We start from the raw sequence: 17379 nt of genomic DNA, 5'->3' as shown, positions 1-17379 counted from the left end.
CCGTAGTCTGGTGCCGCTCGTGAACAGGCGGGCAGGGACGACGGTGGCGAGGGGATCGGTGACGTGGCATCGGGGGAGCGTGAGCAGCGCGGGGCGGACGACGACAGGGGTGCGGACGCGGTGACCGGCTCCGGCCGGCCGGACGACGGTGCGGCGGAGGGGCAGGGGCGGCCCGGCGGAGCGGACGGCGCGGCGGTCCGGAGCAGCCGGGCCAGGGACGGCGACGACGACCTGAACGGCCGTGTCCTGGGCGGGCGTTACCGCGTCACCGGACGGCTGGGACGCGGCGGCATGGGCGTGGTCTGCCGCGCCGTCGACGAGGTGCTCGGACGCGAGGTCGCCGTCAAGGTCCTGCGTGCCTACACCGACGCGTCGGCGCCGGAGCTGGCCGACCTGCGGACCCGCATGCAGCGCGAGGCGCGCGCGGCGGCCCGCATCCGGCACTCCGGCGTGGTCACCGTCCACGACGTGATCGACGAGGCGGGCCGCCCCGTCATCGTGATGGAGCTGGTGGACGGCCCGTCCCTGGACGACGCGATCGAGCGGCGCGGGGCCATCGACCCGCGGGAGATCGCCGGGATCGGCGCCCGGGTCATGGACGCGCTGGACGCGGCCCACCAAGTCGGTGTGCTGCACCGCGATGTGAAGCCGGGCAACGTGCTGCTGGACCGCAGCGGCCGGGTCGTCCTCACCGACTTCGGCATCGCCAGCATCGAGGCTCCGGACGACGGCGCCGCCACCAACATCACGCGCAGCGGCGAACTGGTCGGCTCCCTCGACTACTTGCCGCCCGAGCGCGCGCAGGGCATGGAGCCGACCCCCGCTTCGGACATCTGGTCGCTGGGCATGACGCTGTACGCGGCGGTCGAGGGCGGCGGCGCGCCGTTCCGCCGTACGTCGGTGTGGTCGACACTGACCGCGATCGTCACCGAGCCGCTGCCCGAACCGCAGCGCGCCGGGCCGCTCGCGCCGGTGCTGCACGTACTGATGGCGAAGAACCCCGCCGACCGGCCGAGCGCGGCGCACGCGCGGGAGCTGTTGCAGGCGGTGGCCGACGGACGCGACCCGATGGCCAGGCCGCTGCCCGGCGCACCGCACCTGCCGACCGCGACGGACGTCCGGCCGCTGGGCCCGCCCCCGCCGCCGAAGCCCCTCGGCCCGGAAGTCTCCGGAGGCGTCAACGCGGCCGGGGCACCGGCGAGTTGGCTGTCGGGCCCTGGCCCGTCCGGCGCCCCGCACGCCGCGCCGTCCGGCGCCGGAGGCGGAACGGGTACCGGTACGGGCGCCGACACCGGCGCGGGCATCGGATATCAGCCCACGACCGTGGTGCGCGGCGGGCCGCCGCCCGGCGCCGGCGGCCCGTCCCAGGACCCGCAGGCGCGGGAGCCGGCCGACAGGCGCCGCCGGGTCGGCCTCGCGGTGGCCGCCGTGCTGGCCGTGCTGGCCGCCGGTGGTGGGGTGACGTACGCGCTGGTCGGCAAGGGTTCCGGTGAGCCGGTCGCGCAGGGCGGCCCGGCGGCGACGGCCTCCGGCAGCCCGACCCGTGCCGCCGAGCCGAACGCCCCGGCCGACGGGGGCGCGGACGGGACGGATGGCGAAGGCAAGGGGAAGGACGAGGGGAAGGGCGAGGGCGAGGAGGGCCCGAGTACCTCGCCGTCGCCGACGCGGGAAGCGTCGGACGGGCCCGCGTCGCACGACCCCAAGCCCGGTGGCGCGGGCGGGAGTTCGGGTCACCACGGCGGCGGCGGTACGAGTGGCGGCGGCTCGCACGACGGCGGGTCCGGCGGGTCGGGCGGCAGCGGCGGTTCCGGTGGCGGGGGCACCCCCACCGAGAGCACCTCGTGCGCGCCGGGCGACGCCGGCAAGACCAACTGCCAGGTGTGGCGCGCCGCCACCTCGTACACCCAGTCCTTCCAGCAGGTCGGCACGCTCAACAGCGGCCCGAACTACTTCTACTGCCAGGCGAAGCTGGGCCGCCGCGAGACCTACGGGAAGTGGACCAACGTCTGGTGGGCCAAGACCGACGACGACAGCGGCAACGCCGGTGTGTACATCAGCGTCGTGTACCTCACCGGCGGCGGGAACGACCAGCCCATTCCGGGGCTGCGGGTCTGCTGAGTCCGCGGCGCGACGGGTGCGGGTGAGGTCCGGCGCGCCGCGGCCGGTTCAGGAGCCGGCGCGCCCGGTGCCGCCGGTGGCCTTCCCTTCGGCGGAGATCCGGTAGACGACGGTGCCGTGCGGCGGGACGTCCGCGGCGATGTCGCCCGTGGTGTGCAGGTCGTCGTGCTGCCACAGGTCGCGCAGCCGGTAGCCGTCGGCCTGCGGCAGGCCGGTCGCCGTCGCGCTGGTGGTGATCCGCTGAGCGGTGTCCGTTTCGTTGAACAGGGCGACCGCGCGGTCACCGTTGGCCAGTTCCTTGACCAGCGTCCAGCGGCCGTCCGTGGACTCCAGCACCGTCGCCTGCTTGCCCAGCGGGTCCTGGTCGAGGGCGATGACGTCCTTGTTGTCCAGGATCTCGTACGTCGCCGGGGTCGCCGTGCGCAGGTCGGAGCCGATCAGCAGCGGCGCGGACATCATCGACCAGAGGGAGAAGTGGCTGCGGTACTCGGTGTCGGTCATGCCGCCGTTGCCCACCTCCAGCATGTCCGGGTCGTTCCAGTGCCCCGGGCCCGCGTGCGGCGCCAGCGGCAGGTTCTGCTTGAGGATGTCCAGCATGCTCGGCCAGTTGTCGCTGATGTCGCCTGTGGTGCGCCACAGGTGGCCTACGTCCGCCGCCCATTCCCAGGGCTTGTTCTCGCCCCATTCGCAGATGCTGTAGACGACGGGGCGGCCGGTGGCCTTGAGCGCGTCGCGCATCGCGACGTAGCGCTGCCGGGCGTCCACCCCCTGGTTGTTGCAGTTGTCGTACTTGAGATAGTCCACGCCCCAGTCGGCGAACTGCTGCGCGTCGGAAGCCTCGTGGCCCAGCGCTCCGGGGAAGCCGATATCGCTACAGGTCTTGGTGCCGGCGCTGGTGTAGATGCCGAACTTCAGGCCCTTGGAGTGGACGTAGTCGGCGACCGGCTTGATGCCGTGCGGGAAGCGCTGCGGATCGGGGACGAGTTTGCCGTCCGCGTCCCGTTCGGGCAGCGCCCAGCAGTCGTCGAGATTGACGTACTGGTAGCCGGCGTCCTTGAGGCCCTTGTCGAGGAAGAGGTCGGCGATGCCCTTGACCATCTCCTCGTTGAATTCCGGGCGGCAGTGGGTGGAGTTCCAGTTGTTGAACCCCATGGGGGGAGTGGCGGCGAGGCCGCCGGGCAGCTCGGGTGCCCCGCCGGGGTGTGCGGCGGGCGCAACGCCGTGGGCGGCGGCAGGCAGGGCGGTGGCTCCGGAGGTGCACAGCAGCGCGGCGAAGACCGCTCCGACGAGGGTCCGCCGGCGCCGTCGTGGGGTGGTGCGCGGGTGCAGGTGCATGATCGCGTTCTCCGTCCTCGGGCGAGGTGCAGGGAAGTGCGGGGAAAAACGGGGGAGATGCGGGGAGGTGCGGTGGCCCCGAGTGTTGCCATGTACCGGTCACTGTCGAGTGCGTGATTACGGTAGAGCGTGTTGGAGTCTGTTGGAAGAGCTGGGGCGGGGTGGCTGGAATGTGTGCCGACGGGCCATACCGCGGGGGTGGGAGGGGCGACTGTCGGGCGGATCGGCTGCGGCGTCGTTCGGTTCTGTTGGATTCGGGGGGTGGGGTGTGAGGCGGACGCGGCGGCCAAGCGCCGAGGGCGGAGCCCCCTCGTCTCTCCCGCCCCTTCGGCCCGTAGGCCCCTGCCGGGTACCGTGCCGAACGGACCGTGTGACGGGTGCCGGAGACGGATATCCGGGTGTTCTCACCGCACTTCGGTGGATTCCCGTCCGCTGCATTCCGCAATTCCCTTGGCGGTAACGGAAATTCAGCATGGATTCCCTGCTGCGGGGAAGGCGTGCAGACCGAGCGGAAGGCCGTTCGGGCGGACGATGGGCCGCCGTCATATGCGGAGCCCGTCATGCGTGATGCCGGTATGCAGGCGGGGGTTTCGGTATGGGAAGCGTTGGGGAGCGCTTGTTTGCCGAGGGCTTCGCGGGGCGGGATGCGGCGGATGACATCCCCGCCGTGGCGCATTCCACGACCGGCGCGCGCACGGGGGCCGCGCAGTCCCCCGCGTACGCACCGCCGCCGGAATTGCGCGCGGTCCCCGGTTGCGCGTGCGGCCCGTGATGCGCAGCGATTGCGTGGCAGGGTGGTGCGGGCAACTCACCTGGGTCTAGGGAAGAGGGGAAACCGTGATCGTCTGGCTGAACGGCACGTTCGGTGCGGGCAAGACCACTACGGCTCAAGAATTGCTCGACCTGCTTCCCGGAAGCACGCTCTACGACCCGGAACTCCTCGGATACGGCCTGCGGATGATGCTGCCGGCCAAGCGCCTCGCGGAGGTCGACGACTTCCAGGACCTGCCGGCCTGGCGCCGGATGGTCGTGGACACCGCGGCGGCGCTGCTGACCGAGGTGCCGGGGCCTTTGGTGACGCCGATGACGCTGCTGCGCCAGGAGTACCGCGACGAGATCTTCGGCTCCCTGGCGGCCCGCCGTATTCCGGTGCAGCACTTTCTGCTCGACGCGGGGGAAACGATCCTGCGCGAACGGGTCGCCCGCCGTGAGGAGAGCGCGGGCGACGACGGGAACACCTCGTCGCTGCGCCGCTGGAGCCTGGACCACCTGGGCCCGTACGCCGAGGCGTTGAGCTGGCTCAAGGACGACGCGCACGTCGTGGACACCGGGCTGCTGACGCCCCGGCAGACCGCCGAGCAGATAGCCGAGGCGGTCCGCTCGGGCACCGGTGACTGCGGCATCGTGCAGACACCCGAACCGACCGCCGAAACCCTCGCGGCAGGTGTGCTGCTCTTCGACGACGAGGACCGGGTACTCCTCGTCGATCCCACCTACAAGCCGGGCTGGGAATTCCCCGGCGGCATCGTCGAACACGGTGAGTCGCCCACCCGCGCCGGCATCCGCGAGGTCGCCGAAGAGCTGGGCCTCCGGCTTCCCCGTACGCCGCGCCTGCTCGTCCTCGACTGGGAAGCGCCCGCCCCGCCCGGATTCGGCGGCCTGCGGCTGCTGTTCGACGGCGGCAGGCTCACCGAAGACCAGACCAGCGCCCTGCTGCTGCCCGGCTCCGAACTGCGCGACTGGCGCTTCGTCACCGAGGCCGAGGCGGAGCACATGCTGCCGCCGGTGCGCTTCCACCGCCTGCGCTGGGCCCTGCGCGCCCGCGAACAGGGCTGCCCCCTCCTGCTGGAAGCCGGGGTGCCGACCGGCGGCTGAACCGCCCGCCCGGCGCCGCCCCGACGGGCCGGGAGGCCGCCCCCGTTGCCTGGGAGGCGGCCCCGGCCGGTACGTCCGTCAGCCCCGGCTCGCCGCGTACTCCTGGAGGAACAGCGCCTCGGCGAGGGACAGCCGCTCCAGCTCATCGGGGGAGACGCTCTCGTTGACCGCGTGGATCTGCGCGTCCGGCTCGCTCAGCCCGATCAGCAGGATCTCCGCCTCCGGGTAGAGCCCGGCCAGGGTGTTGCACAGCGGGATGGAGCCGCCCATACCGGACGTCTGCATCTCCTCGCCGTCGTACGCCTCGCGCAGCGCCGACGCCATCGACGCGTACGCCGGGCTGCCGGTGTCGGCGCGGAACGCCTGGCCCTGGCCGATCTGTTCGGTGGTCACCCGCGCGCCCCAGGGAGCGGCGTTCTCCAGGTGGGCCAGGAGGAGCTTCGTCGCCTCGCCCGCGTCGGTGCCCGGCGGCACCCGCAGGCTCACCAGCGCGCGGGCGCCCGCCTGGACGGACGGGGTGGCTCCTATGACGGGCGGGCAGTCGATGCCGAGCACGGTCACCGCGGGGCGGGCCCAGATCCGGTCGGCGACCGAGCCCGAGCCGATCAGGCCGACACCGTCCAGCACCTTGGCGTCCTTGCGGAACTCCTCGTCCGGGTACTGCAGGCCGTCCCAGGTGGCGTCCGCGGCCAGCCCGTTCACGGTCGTGGAGCCGTCTTCGGCGCGCAGCGAGTCCAGGATCCGGATCAGCGCGGCCAGCGCGTCGGGGGCCGCGCCGCCGAACTGACCGGAGTGGAGGTTGCCGCCCAGGGTGTCGACCGTGACCCGCACCAGCGTCATGCCGCGCAGCGTCGCGGTCACCGTCGGCAGTCCGACGCGGAAGTTGCCGGTGTCACCGATGACGATGGCGTCGGCGGCCAGCAGCTCGGGGTGCGCCTCGGCGTACCGCTCCAGGCCGCCGGTGCCCTGCTCCTCCGAACCCTCCACGATCACCTTGACGTTGACCGGGACGCCGCCGTGCTCCTTGAGCGCGCGCAGCGCCGTCAGGTGCATCAGCACCCCGCCCTTGCAGTCGGCGGCGCCGCGCCCGTACCAGCGGCCGTCCCGCTCGGTCAGCTCGAACGGCGGCGAGAGCCAGGCGGCTTCGTCGAGCGGCGGCTGCACGTCGTAGTGCGCGTACAGCAGCACCGTCGGCGCCCCGGCGGGGCCGGGCAGGAAGCCGTACACGGACTGTGTGCCGTCCGGGGTGTCCAGCAGCGCGACGTCCTGGAAGCCGTCGGCGCGCAGCGCGTCGGCGACCCACCTCGCCGCCGCCTCGCACTCGCTCCGGGGGAACTGGTCCGGGTCCGCGACCGACTTGAAGGCCACCAGCTCGGCCAGTTCGGCCAGGGCGCGCGGCTGAAGTGAGGCGACGGTGTGGGCGAGCGGGCTGTCAGACATGGAACGCTCCTTGTGGGCGCGGCGTTGGACAGACGGAACGTCCGGCGGGGTGCCGCGGGACGGGCCGGACGTGCAGGCGTGAATGCTCCCGATGTTCCCACAGGCGGTCCGCGCGGCAGCGGCCCGTAGGATGCGGGCGGTAGGCGCAGCGGAATCGAACAGGAGCAGAAGCACAGGTGAGCAGCGAGCAGGCAGCCGAGGACAACGAGCAGGTGTGGGACGTCGTGGTGGTGGGCGCAGGGCCCGCGGGCGCCTCGGCGGCCCACGCGGCGGCATGCACGGGACGCCGGGTGCTGCTCCTGGAGAAAGCGGAACTGCCCCGCTACAAGACCTGTGGCGGCGGCATCATCGGCCCCTCGCGGGATTCCCTGCCACCCGGCTTCGAGCTGCCGCTGCGGGACCGCGTGTACGCCGTGACGTTCTCGCTCAACGGCAGGATGACCCGCACCCGCAGGTCCAAGAACATGCTCTTCGGCCTGATAAACCGCCCCGAGTTCGACGAGGAGCTGGTCAAGGCGGCGAAGGACGCCGGAGCGCAGATCCGTACGGGCGTCGCGGTCTCGCGGGTGGAGCAGCACGGCACCGCGGTGCCCGACCGGCGGACCGTCGCCGTGGTGCTCGCCGACGGCGAGGTCATCCTGGCGCGGGCGGTCGTCGGCGCCGACGGCAGCTCGGGCCGGATAGGCGCACACGTCGGCGTCAAGCTCGACCAGGTCGACCTGGGGCTGGAATCGGAAATTCCGGTGCCGCCGACGGTCGCGGACGACTGGGCGGGCCGGGTCCTCATCGACTGGGGTCCGCTGCCAGGCAGTTACGGCTGGGTCTTCCCCAAGGGCGACACCCTCACGGTCGGCGTGATCTCCGCCCGTGGCGAGGGCGCGGCCACCAAGCGGTATCTGGAGGACTTCATCGGCAGGCTCGGCCTCGCCGGTTTCGAGCCGAGCGTCTCGTCGGGACACCTGACGCGCTGCCGCTCCGACGACTCGCCGCTCTCCCGCGGCCGGGTGCTGGTGGCGGGCGACGCCGCGGGGCTGCTGGAGCCGTGGACGCGGGAGGGCATCTCCTTCGCGCTGCGGTCCGGGCGGCTCGCGGGGGAGTGGGCGGTCCGCGTCTCCGAGGCGCACGACGCCGTGGACGCCCGCAGGCAGGCCCTGAACTACGCCTTCGCCATCAAGGCGGGCCTCGGCGTGGAGATGAGCGTGGGCCGCCGGATGCACGCCGTCTTCTCCCGCAGGCCCGGCCTGCTGCACGCCGTGCTCACCGGCTTCCGGCCCGCCTGGAACGCCTTCGCGAAGATCACCCGCGGGACGACCACGCTGGGCGAACTGGTCCGCACCCACCCGCTGGCGCGGCGCGCCCTGGAGACGATGGACCGGCCGTGAGGCCGCGCGGGCGGGCCGGGTGCCTCACCCGGCCCGTACCGCGGCGCCGTGATCACGACTCGGTGATCACGACTCCGTGATCACGATTCGGTGATGCGGAAGACGGGGTGGCGGGGGGCCGCGGCGAGGAGTTCCTCGTCGCTGGATTCGGCGGTGATCCCGCCGAAGAACGACCTCACCTCCCAGCCCCAGCGCTGGAGATAGGCCCGCAGCAGTGCGGGGGTCTCGGCGGGCGGCAGCTCCACGGCGGTGAACGTGCGGGTGCGGCGGCCGACCTGTAGCCGGCCGCCGCCCGCGGCGCGCATGTTGCGCACCCAGTCGGAGTCGCCGCGCGCCGAGACGAGGTAGCGGCCGTCGCCGAAGGTCATCGGGTTGACCGGGATCCGCCGCCAGGTGCCGCTCGTGCGTCCGCGTACCGCCAGGTCGGCCGAGCCGGCCAGGCTGATGCCCCGGCGGGCCAGCCAGCCGATGACGCTGTTGAGACGGGCGGACAGGCGGCCTGGCTTGAGGTAGTGGGACATCCGGCCCTCCGGGGCGTGGTCGTGGTCGGCTCCCGCCGTGCTGCTGCGCGGCGGGGCGGGGAGCGGTGGCTCCCCCGTAACGAGAGCGGTGCTCTCTCTTGTGAGCAGTGTGCGCCATGAGGTCATGGCGTAGCAAGAGCAGTGCTCTCTTTTTTGTGCGGTGCTCCGATCGGTGGCAGACTGCCGTCCCATGACGGCGATCCGAGGGGCCAGGGCACGGGCCCGCAGCGACATCACCGCGGCCATCAAGGACGAGGCCCGCAGGCAACTCGCGGCCGAGGGCGCGGCGAAGCTGTCGCTGCGCGCCGTCGCCCGCGAGCTGGGCATGGCCTCATCCGCGCTCTACCGCTACTTCCCCAGCCGCGACGACCTGCTCACCGCGCTGATCCTCGACGCCTACAACGCGATCGGCGCGGCTGCCGAGGCGGCGGATCCCGAGGCTGCGGATCCCGGGGCTGCGGATTCCGGGGCGGCAGGACGGTCCCCCGGCACGGGCACCGGGGAGGGCGCCGCCGACACCGCAGCGGAGGCCCTCGTCGGCCGCTGGACCGCCGTCTGCGCAGCCGTCCGCTCCTGGGCCCTCGCCCATCCGCACGAGTACGCGCTGATCTACGGCTCGCCGGTCCCCGGCTACCACGCGCCGCGCGACACCGCGGCCCCGGCGGGCCGGGTCGTCTTCGCGCTGATCGCGGTGGTCCGTGACGCCCATGCCGCCGGTGCGCTCCAGGAACCGGCCGGGCCGCTGCCCGACGCGGTGGCCGCCGAGGCGCGGGCTCTCGCATCGGAGCTGGAGATCGAGCTGCCCGCGCCCGTCACGGCGGCCCTCGTCGCCGTCTGGGCGCAGCTCTTCGGGCTGATCAGCTTTGAACTCTTCGGCCAGTTCCACCGCGTGATCGAGGACCGGGACGCCTTCTTCGCGCACACCGTCCGCCGCCTCGCCGCCGACGTCGGCCTGGCCGCCCGCTGACCCCGCACCGCCCGCCCGCTACTCCCGCGGGAGTACGCCCGTTCACCGCGCCGGGCTGACGCCCCGCGCCCGACCGCCGTCTAGCGTTACGGGCATGGACGACGCACGGCCGCCGCGGGCGCGGCACCGCCCGGGGGCGGAGCGGTGGTTCCGGCCTCCGGACGAGGAGCGACGGGGCCCGGCCGGCACCCGTCCGCCCTGGCTCTCCACGCTCCTGGTGACCGCGGTCGTGCTGATCGGCTCGGGGTTCGCCGGGCGCAACCAGCCGCAGCGGGTGCCGCTCGACCACGTCGGGTACGCCCTGCTGTGCGCCGGCGGCGTCCTGCTGCTCTTCCGCCACCGCTTCCCGCGCACCGTCACCTGCGGGACCGCGGCGATGACCGCCGGCTACCTCGCCGCCGGATACCCGTACGGGCCGGTGTTCGCGATCACCGCGCTCGGGGTGTTCGCCGGGATCGTCGGCGGGCACCGGCGCGTCGCCTGGGCCGCGCTCGGCGGCCTGTGGCTGAGCCACCTCGTCCTCGCCCACTGGCTCTACGCCTGGCTGCCGCCCGCGCACGACCACGCCGCCCCCTGGGGGCAGGAACTGATCGTCACCGCCTGGGCGGTGGCGGTGGTCGCGGTCTCCGAGCTGGTGCGGGTACGCCGGGAACAGCTCGCCAAGGTACGGGCCGAGCGTGCCGCGGCGGCCCGCCGCCGGGCCGACGAGGAGCGGCTGCGGATCGCCAGGGAGCTGCACGACGTCCTCGCGCACAGCATCTCCGTCATCAACGTCCAGGCGGGGGTCGGGCTCGCGCTGCTGGACGACGACCCCGAGCAGGCACGGACCGCGCTGACCACCATCAAGGCCGCGAGCAAGGAAGCGCTCGGCGAGGTCAGGCACGTCCTGGACACCCTGCGCGCGCCGGGTGACGCCCCGCGCTCGCCGGCCCCCGGCCTCGACCGGCTGCCTGAGCTGACCGAGCAGGCCAAGGGCGCGGGACTGGCCGTCGATGTCACCACCGAAGGCGGCCACACGGCCCTGCCGCCCGGCACCGACCTGGCCGCCTTCCGCATCGTCCAGGAGGCGCTGACCAACATCGTCCGGCACTCCGGCTCGCGGACGGCCCGCGTCCTGCTGCGGTACGGTCCGCGGTCGCTGGAGATCGGGGTGGACGACGACGGGCCGGCGACCACCGGCCAGGGGGAGCCGGCGGGCGGCGGCAACGGCCTGGTCGGGATGCGGGAGCGGGCCGCCGCGCTCGGCGGGACCGTCGAGGCAGGCCCCCGCGCGGACGGCGGTTTCCGGGTCCGCGCCCGCATCCCGCTCGCCGCACCGCCGGGCCGGGCCACCGGTACGGATACGGTGACCCCGGACGCCACCGAGGAGGAGTCGTGATCCGGGTACTGCTCGCCGACGACCAGGCGCTGGTCAGGGCCGGCTTCAAGGCGCTGCTGGACTCCCGGCCCGGAATCGGGGTGGTCGGCGAGGCGGCGGACGGCCGGCAGACGCTGGCCGCGGTACGCGAACTGCGGCCCGACGTCGTCCTGATGGACATCCGGATGCCGGTGCTCGACGGGCTGGCCGCCACCCGCAGCATTGCTGACGACCCGCAGCTGGCCGCCGTGAAGGTCGTCATGCTGACCACCTTCGAACTGGACGAGTACGTCTTCGAGGCGATCAGGTCCGGCGCCTCCGGCTTCCTGGTCAAGGACACCGAGCCGGAGGAGTTGGTGCGTGCGGTGCGTGCGGTCGTCGACGGGGACGCGCTGCTCTCGCCCGGCGTCACCCGCCGGCTGATCGCGGAATTCGCCGCCCGCTCCAAGGAGCCCGCAGCCGCCGGCACGCTGTCCGGGCTGACGGACCGGGAGCGCGAGGTGATGGCGCTGGTCGGCATCGGTCTGTCCAACGACGAGATCGCCCGCCGACTGGTCGTCAGCCCGCTGACCGCGAAGACGCACGTCAGCCGCACGATGGTGAAACTCGGCGCCCGCGACCGCGCCCAACTGGTCGTGCTGGCCTACGAGTCGGGGCTGGTGCGCCCCGGCTGGCTCGGCTGACGACCGGGCCGCGCAGGCCACTCCCCGCACCCGCCCCGTCACGGGGAACGGCCTCGCCCGTCCGTACGGCTGCCACTTCGCCGCCCCTCCCGTCATGGCAGCATCGGGCTTCCCCCCCCGGGTCCGCCGCGTGACGTGCGCCCGCTGCCCTGCCGTCAGATGCCGCCGCGCTCCTGCCACAGACGCACCAGGGACTCGTCCCCGCTCACCGACAGGCTGTCCCAGGGCGTGCGGTTCCACAGGGCGAGGTAGAGCGCCTCGGCCGGGCCCTCGACCGTGCAGTCCGCCGGCTTCGCCGCGTCCTGCCCGGCCTCGGCGCCTTCCGCGTCCGCGGAACGCACGGTGTGCGGCGGCTCTTCGGACAGCCGGACCGACCATTGCGCACCGGCCGTGTCCGTCGCCCGCAGCCGCAGCGTCCGCGGTACGTCGCTGCGCACCCGGCTGCGGGCCTGGGAGTGGATGCCGGCCAGCAGTTCGTCGACGCCGTCCGCCGCGAACGCCCGTGGCAGCGGCGTGAGTCCGACACCGAGCGCCTGCTGGGCGTCCACGCGGTGCACGGACGTCTCGTGTGCCTGGCGGCGGGCCCAGAAGGCCAGCGGGGAATCCGCCGGCAGGAACGTCCAGGCCGACAGGTCCTGCGGGGCGGTGTGCAGTGCCACGACGAGGTGGTGATGGCCCTCGCGCAGCCACGGCACCAGTTCCTTGTCGGTGAGTTCCGGGGCCTCGGGCGGTCTCGACGCCCGGTCGGTGCCCTCGGTCACGTACTGCGTCGCCCAGCGGTGCACGCGCCCGACATGGGTGACCAGATCGCGCATCTGCCACTCCGGGCATGCCGGAATCCGGGCGTCGGGCCCGGCCTCCTCCGCGGCCTCCGCGAGCAGCGCTCCGTCCAGCCGCAGTGCTTCGACGAACTCAGTGATCTCCATACCGACGAGTGTGCCAGCCACCACTGACAGCGGACCCCCGCGGCCCCCACCGGCAGGCCGGAGCGCGCGTACCGGATCCCGGCAGCGGCACGTGCGCCACCACCGCACCGGCCGCGCCGCTCGCCAACCACCCCTCAGGGGCGGCGGCTTCACCCGTACGAGCGGTCTCACGTCCGCCCGGTGTGGTGCGCCCCGCGCGTCACGTACGCGATGAGCACGGCGACGGCGGAGAGCAGCGCGAGCGTCGTCAGCGCGGCCGGGAGCCCGAACGCCTCGGCGAGGAATCCGATGGCGGGCGGGCCGAGCAGCATCCCGCCGTAGCCGACCGTGGAGGCGGCGGCGACGCCGCCCGGCCCGCCGGCCTCACCGGCCCGTGCGATGGCGATGGGGAAGATGTTGGCGAGCCCGAGACCGGCCACCGCGAAGCCGAGGCAGACCGCCCACGCGGCGGGGGCGAGCGCGCCGAGCAGCAGCCCCGCGGTCGCGGTCGTGCCGCCGGCGACCAGCGCGCGGGCCGGGCCGATCCGCTGCACCACCGCCGTGCCCGACAGCCGCCCGGCCGTCATGGCCAGCGCGAAGACCGCGTACCCGGCGGCCGAGAGCCCGGGGCCGGCGGCCAGATCCTGCGACAGGTGCAGCGCGCCCCAGTCGGCCATCGCGCCCTCCCCGTACGCGGTGCACAGCGCGATCAGCCCGAAGACGAGCACCGGCCGCCGCGTGCGGCCCGCGCCCGACGGGCCCCGCGGCCTCTCCGGGCCCCCGTCCGCGGGCAGTTGCTCGGGGGCGGCGGGGGCCGGGTGGGTCAGCAGTGTGCGTCCGGCGACGGCCGTCACCAGTAGGCCGATGACGGCGAGGAGCAGCAGGTGGACGGTGGGGGAGAGCCCTCCGGCGATCAGCCCGCCGAGGCCGGCGCCGACCATTCCGCCCAGGCTGAAGGCGGCGTGGAAGCTCGGCATCACCGGGCGCCGCAGCGCCCCGATCAGGTCGACGGCCGCGCTGTTCATGGCGACGTTCAACGAGCCGTAGGCGGCGCCGAACACCAGCAGCACCAGGCCCAGCGCGGTCGCCGAACCTGTCAGGGGTGGCAGGATGATGCTCAGCGCCATCGCGCCGCCCGACCAGACCGTGACCGCGTGGCTGCCGAACCGGCGGCAGAGGCGGCCGGTGAGCATCATGAACGCGACGGCGCCCGCGGAGACCCCGAGCAGCGCGAGCCCGAGCGAGCCCGCGCTCGCGCCCGTCTGTTCCTTGATCGCGGGGATGCGGACGACCCATCCGGCGAAGAGGAAGCCGTCCATCGCGAAGAACGCGGTGATCGCGAGGCGGAGGGCGGCGAGGCGGGGATCGGTGGATTCCTGGGGACTGGCCCACGAAAGGGCCGAGCGTATTTTGTTTAGCGTCGGCACAAAGCCAGAATAGGGGCGTGACCCAGACTCGGACAACCAGGCTGGAGCGGGGCCGTGGTGCTCTCGGACCCGCACTGGAGCTCGTACACACCGGACGCGCCCCCACCCGCGCGGTCCTCACATCGGAACTCGGCGTGACCCGCGCGACGGCCGGCGCGGTCGCGGCCGAACTGGAAGCCCTAGGGCTGATCATCGTCGACTCCCGGCCGACCGCGTCCGCCGGCTCCCAAGGGCGGCCGTCCCACCGCCTGTTCATCGACGAACGCGGCCCCGTCGTGCTCGCCGCGCAGATCCACGCCGACGGCTTCCGCGTCGCCCTGGTCGGCCTCGGCGGGCGCATCGTGGCGACGGCATCCGGCTGCGGCACCATCCCCGCCGACCCGGCCCATGTGCTTGCCGAAGCCGTCGCCGCCGGATCAGGACTGCTGGCCGAGAGCGGCAGACGCTGCCTCGGCGCCGGCCTCGCGGTGCCGTCGGCCGTCGCCGAACCGGACGGCGAGGCACTCAACCCGCTCCACCTCGCCTGGCCGGCCGGCGCCCCGGTACGGGCGCTCTTCCTGCGCGCACTGGCCGACGCGGGCATCCCAGGCGTGACCGAGGAGATCGGCTTCACCGGCAACGACGTCAACCTCATGGCACTCGCCGAGCACCGGCACGGCGCCGGCCGCGGCGCCCGCGACCTGCTCTGCGTCGCCTCCGGGCACCGCGGGGTCGGCGGCGCGCTGGTCATCGACGGCCGCCTGCACAGCGGCAGTTCGGGCCTGGCCCTGGAGGTCGGCCACCTGACGGTGCACCCCGAGGGCGCGCCCTGCCACTGCGGAAGCCGCGGCTGCCTGGACGTCGAGGCCGACCCGCTCGCCTTCCTCGGCGCCGCGGGCCGCGCCCCAGGACCCGAGGGCTCGCTGCTCCACCAGGCGGCCGGGCTGCTGCGCACCGAATACGCAGACCCGGCGGTACGCGCCGCGGCCGACCTGCTCATCGACCGCCTCGGCCTGGGCATCGCGGGGCTCGTCAACATCCTCAACCCCGACCGCATCATCCTGGGCGGGCTGCACCGCACCCTCCTGGAGACCGACCCCGAACGGCTGCGCGCGGTGGTCGCCGACCGCAGCCTGTGGGGCCGCAGCGGCGGGGTGCCGATCCTGCCCTGCAGCCTCGACCACAACAGCCTCGTCGGCGCCGCCGAACTCGCCTGGCAGCCGGTGCTCGACGACCCGCTGGTCGTCCTGGAGCGCTGAGACGCATCCGTGACGTCCCGCCATCCGGCCTCCTGGCGGCGGGACTTCACGGACACACCCCGGGTGCGCCGCGGGCCGATGACCGACCCGGCCCGCGGCCCCCTTAGGCTGCCGCCCATGATTCCCGACGCCCTGGCCCGCAGCCACTACGTCAGCCTCGTCACCCACCGGAAGAGCGGCGCGCCGGTGCCGACCCCCGTATGGGCGGTGGCCGACGGGGACGAACTCCTGGTGTGGACGCGGGATGACAGCGGGAAGGTCAGGCGGCTGCGCCACGACACCCGGGTGACCGTCACCCCCTGCGACGTACGCGGCAACGTCGCCGACGGCGCGACCACGTCCGGGGGTACCGCGCGGCTGCTGGAGAGCCCCGCCGAACTCGCCCGGGTGCGACGGGCGTTGGCCGCCAAATACGGGCTGAGGTTCCGGTTGCTGGACACCGGGGGCGCGCTGCTGCGCCGCGGCAGGCGTCCGCACGTGGGGATCGCCATCACATTGGAGCGGTAACGACGGGCAAACGCTCCGGGCGGGCCCCGGCCCGCTCCGCGGCTCCACCGGACCCGCCGGACGGGCCGCCCGCTCAGCGGCGCCACCGCGCCGCGAACGCGCGGGCCGGGTTGCAGGTCAGGATCTCCTCCACCAGCTCAGGACCCACTTCGGCGGCCAGCCGCGCCCGTTGACGGGTCAGCAGATACGGCATCCCCGGCCCGCCGCGCACCGACCGCGCACCGGCCGTCGTGGTGTCGCCGCCCAGCAGGAGCTGCCCGCCGTGCCCCGCGTCGGCGAGCGCCCGCAGCGCGTCCGGCAGCCGCCAGTCCGTCGCGTGGTGCGCCCGCGACGGCCCGTCGAACGCCAGGAACGCGCCCGTCCGCGCCGCCCATCGGTGCACGGTCGGATCGGGTGAGCGGTTGAGATGCCCCAGGATCACCCGGTCGGGCGGCACCTCCAGCGTCCCGCAGAGCAGGTCGAGCACGTCCTGCGCGCCCGTCCCCAGCTCCAGATGGACGCCGATCACCGCGCCGGTGGCGTGCTGTGCCTCCGCCGCTGCCTCCATCGTGTGGCGCGCGTGCCGGTCCAGGCCGTGGAAGCCTCCGGCGACCTTGATCAGGCCGGCCTGTACGCCGGTGTCCCCGATCCCGTCCGTGAGTTCGGCGACGAACAGCTCCGCCAGACCGGACCTGACCCGCTCCAGCACATCCGGCGGGTAGTGCACGGCCTGGTGCAGCCCGGTCGCCGCGACGATCCGCACACCCGACTCCCGTGCCAGACGCGGGAGTTCGGCGGCGCCGCGCCCCATGCCGTACGGCGTCCACTGGATCACCGCGCCACCGCCTGCCGCCCGGAAGGCGTGCAGTTCCGCGGCGGCGGCCTCCGGGTCGGACAGTTCCTGGCCCGGCAGTTGCGGGCTGCTCAGGAAGAGGTGGTCGTGCGCGTCGCAGACCCCGAGCGCGGCGGGCTCGATGTCGCCGATGACGGTACGGACGGCGCGGTCGGGGCCGCCCGGGGCGCCCTGGTTCACCACTGCCGCCCGGTGGCGAGCCGCCCGATGCCGGGGGCCGACAGGTGCAGCACCTGGTAGCGGGCGCCGACGGTCTGTGGCGCCGCGTCCGCCCAGAGGGTGAAGTGGACCAGCTCCCAGTGCCGGGGATCCAGGGCCAGCGCCGTGGTGTGCACCCCGTCCGTCCCGGCCAGCTCCTCGTGTCCGGCCAGCGCGCCCGCGATGGCGGTGGCCGGATCGGCGTCGGCGGGGAGCGGTGTGGTCCGCCGGGAGAAGGCCAGCGGAGGCGTTGCGCGGGCCGGACCCGCGCGGTGGAAGAGGCCCTGCCAGTGCTGGACGACCGGCCGCCCGAAGTCACGGATCACGCCCCGGAACCCGTCGCCGGTCAGAAACCGGTTCATCGCCTGCGGATCGGCCCACAGGTAGAACGGCGCATACGCGTTGACCGGCGACCCGTCGGTGCCGCGCTCGCGGATGCCGTACGCCTTGAGCCCGAGCCCGTCGAAGTCGTCCAGCAGATGCCCTCTGGACCGCACCCGCTCCCGGATGATCTCCATGTCGTAGTCGGCGGGCAGGGTGATCTCGTACTGCATGGCGTGCATGACGGACTCCGGGGTGGGGACGGGCGGCGGT

At 74.0% G+C, this 17379-nt stretch carries 14 protein-coding genes and 1 pseudogene; 8 read left to right on the top strand and 7 right to left on the bottom strand.

Annotated elements, in window-relative coordinates; translation table 11 throughout:
- Positions 1-63 precede the first annotated feature (63 nt).
- On the top strand, positions 64-2118 hold the full coding sequence (locus ACIBK8_RS15030) for a serine/threonine-protein kinase (RefSeq protein WP_399042215.1): 2055 nt from the start codon (positions 64-66) through the stop codon (positions 2116-2118).
- Positions 2119-2205: 87 nt separating this feature from the next.
- On the opposite strand, the pseudogene ACIBK8_RS15025 reads toward ACIBK8_RS15030, so the two are convergent.
- A pseudogene (locus ACIBK8_RS15025) lies at positions 2206-3453 on the bottom strand (glycoside hydrolase family 27 protein); the annotation flags it as partial.
- 837 nt (positions 3454-4290) lie between these two features.
- Here ACIBK8_RS15025 and ACIBK8_RS15020 point away from each other — a divergent pair.
- Positions 4291-5328 (top strand): NUDIX domain-containing protein, encoded by a 1038-nt coding sequence (locus ACIBK8_RS15020; RefSeq protein ID WP_399042214.1) that lies wholly within the window; start codon positions 4291-4293, stop codon positions 5326-5328.
- A gap of 78 nt (positions 5329-5406) precedes the next feature.
- Here ACIBK8_RS15020 and ACIBK8_RS15015 read toward each other — a convergent pair whose 3' ends face one another.
- Positions 5407-6768, bottom strand: coding sequence for a dipeptidase (locus ACIBK8_RS15015; RefSeq protein WP_399042213.1), 1362 nt, complete (start codon positions 6766-6768; stop codon positions 5407-5409).
- A 176-nt stretch (positions 6769-6944) separates the two neighbouring features.
- On the opposite strand from ACIBK8_RS15015, the gene ACIBK8_RS15010 reads away from it, so the two are divergent.
- A complete protein-coding gene (locus tag ACIBK8_RS15010) occupies positions 6945-8150 on the top strand; it encodes a geranylgeranyl reductase family protein (RefSeq protein ID WP_399042212.1) in 1206 nt (401 codons plus the stop codon).
- Positions 8151-8230: 80 nt separating this feature from the next.
- Here the strand turns inward: ACIBK8_RS15010 and ACIBK8_RS15005 are convergent, their stop codons facing one another.
- Positions 8231-8671: a nitroreductase family deazaflavin-dependent oxidoreductase gene (locus tag ACIBK8_RS15005; RefSeq protein ID WP_399042211.1), complete on the bottom strand. Its 441-nt coding sequence runs from the start codon at positions 8669-8671 to the stop codon at positions 8231-8233.
- Positions 8672-8861: 190 nt separating this feature from the next.
- On the opposite strand from ACIBK8_RS15005, the gene ACIBK8_RS15000 reads away from it, so the two are divergent.
- From ACIBK8_RS15000 to ACIBK8_RS14990, 3 genes are all read left to right on the top strand, one after another.
- Positions 8862-9638, top strand: a complete 777-nt coding sequence (locus tag ACIBK8_RS15000) for a TetR/AcrR family transcriptional regulator (RefSeq protein WP_399042209.1) — start codon at positions 8862-8864, stop codon at positions 9636-9638.
- A 94-nt stretch (positions 9639-9732) separates the two neighbouring features.
- Positions 9733-11016 carry a sensor histidine kinase gene (locus ACIBK8_RS14995; RefSeq protein WP_399042208.1) on the top strand — a complete coding sequence of 428 codons (1284 nt, stop codon included), beginning with the start codon at positions 9733-9735 and terminating at the stop codon, positions 11014-11016.
- Entirely contained in the window at positions 11013-11678 is a 666-nt protein-coding gene (locus ACIBK8_RS14990) for a response regulator (protein WP_399042207.1), read from the top strand. The genes ACIBK8_RS14995 and ACIBK8_RS14990 overlap by 4 nt, the downstream gene beginning before the upstream one ends.
- A gap of 155 nt (positions 11679-11833) precedes the next feature.
- On the opposite strand, the gene ACIBK8_RS14985 is transcribed toward ACIBK8_RS14990, so the two are convergent.
- Positions 11834-12604: a maleylpyruvate isomerase family mycothiol-dependent enzyme gene (locus tag ACIBK8_RS14985; protein WP_399042206.1), complete on the bottom strand. Its 771-nt coding sequence runs from the start codon at positions 12602-12604 to the stop codon at positions 11834-11836.
- Between the two features lie 167 nt (positions 12605-12771).
- Positions 12772-14010 carry an MFS transporter gene (locus ACIBK8_RS14980; protein WP_399042205.1) on the bottom strand — a complete coding sequence of 413 codons (1239 nt, stop codon included), beginning with the start codon at positions 14008-14010 and terminating at the stop codon, positions 12772-12774.
- Between the two features lie 17 nt (positions 14011-14027).
- On the opposite strand from ACIBK8_RS14980, the gene ACIBK8_RS14975 reads away from it, so the two are divergent.
- Together ACIBK8_RS14975 and ACIBK8_RS14970 are read left to right on the top strand one after the other, a co-directional pair.
- A complete protein-coding gene (locus ACIBK8_RS14975; protein ID WP_399042204.1) occupies positions 14028-15248 on the top strand; it encodes an ROK family protein in 1221 nt (406 codons plus the stop codon).
- Between the two features lie 117 nt (positions 15249-15365).
- Positions 15366-15755 (top strand): PPOX class F420-dependent oxidoreductase, encoded by a 390-nt coding sequence (locus tag ACIBK8_RS14970; protein ID WP_399042203.1) that lies wholly within the window; start codon positions 15366-15368, stop codon positions 15753-15755.
- A gap of 73 nt (positions 15756-15828) precedes the next feature.
- On the opposite strand, the gene ACIBK8_RS14965 is transcribed toward ACIBK8_RS14970, so the two are convergent.
- Together ACIBK8_RS14965 and ACIBK8_RS14960 are read right to left on the bottom strand one after the other, a co-directional pair.
- The gene (locus tag ACIBK8_RS14965; protein ID WP_399042202.1) at positions 15829-16770 is read right to left on the bottom strand and encodes a phosphotriesterase; all 942 of its coding nucleotides are present in this window, start codon (positions 16768-16770) and stop codon (positions 15829-15831) included.
- Positions 16764-17348, bottom strand: a complete 585-nt coding sequence (locus ACIBK8_RS14960; protein WP_399042201.1) for a DUF4865 family protein — start codon at positions 17346-17348, stop codon at positions 16764-16766. Before ACIBK8_RS14960 ends, ACIBK8_RS14965 begins: the two co-directional genes overlap by 7 nt.
- Between the last annotated feature and the right edge of the window lie 31 nt (positions 17349-17379).

Origin of the sequence: Streptomyces sp. NPDC050161 (assembly GCF_044460025.1) — a bacterium.
Lineage (GTDB): Bacteria > Actinomycetota > Actinomycetes > Streptomycetales > Streptomycetaceae > Streptomyces.
The sequence above is the reverse complement of the archived record's forward strand: the minus strand, read 5'-3'. Positions and strand labels throughout refer to the sequence as shown.

Coding starts and splice junctions, on each gene's coding strand:
- ACIBK8_RS14985 (WP_399042206.1), bottom strand. CDS start 12,604: ATGGAGATCACTGAGTTCGTCGAAGCACTGCGGCTGGACGGAGCGCTG.
- ACIBK8_RS14995 (WP_399042208.1), top strand. CDS start 9,733: ATGGACGACGCACGGCCGCCGCGGGCGCGGCACCGCCCGGGGGCGGAG.
- ACIBK8_RS14970 (WP_399042203.1), top strand. CDS start 15,366: ATGATTCCCGACGCCCTGGCCCGCAGCCACTACGTCAGCCTCGTCACC.
- ACIBK8_RS14960 (WP_399042201.1), bottom strand. CDS start 17,348: ATGCACGCCATGCAGTACGAGATCACCCTGCCCGCCGACTACGACATG.
- ACIBK8_RS15005 (WP_399042211.1), bottom strand. CDS start 8,671: ATGTCCCACTACCTCAAGCCAGGCCGCCTGTCCGCCCGTCTCAACAGC.
- ACIBK8_RS15000 (WP_399042209.1), top strand. CDS start 8,862: ATGACGGCGATCCGAGGGGCCAGGGCACGGGCCCGCAGCGACATCACC.
- ACIBK8_RS15015 (WP_399042213.1), bottom strand. CDS start 6,768: ATGTCTGACAGCCCGCTCGCCCACACCGTCGCCTCACTTCAGCCGCGC.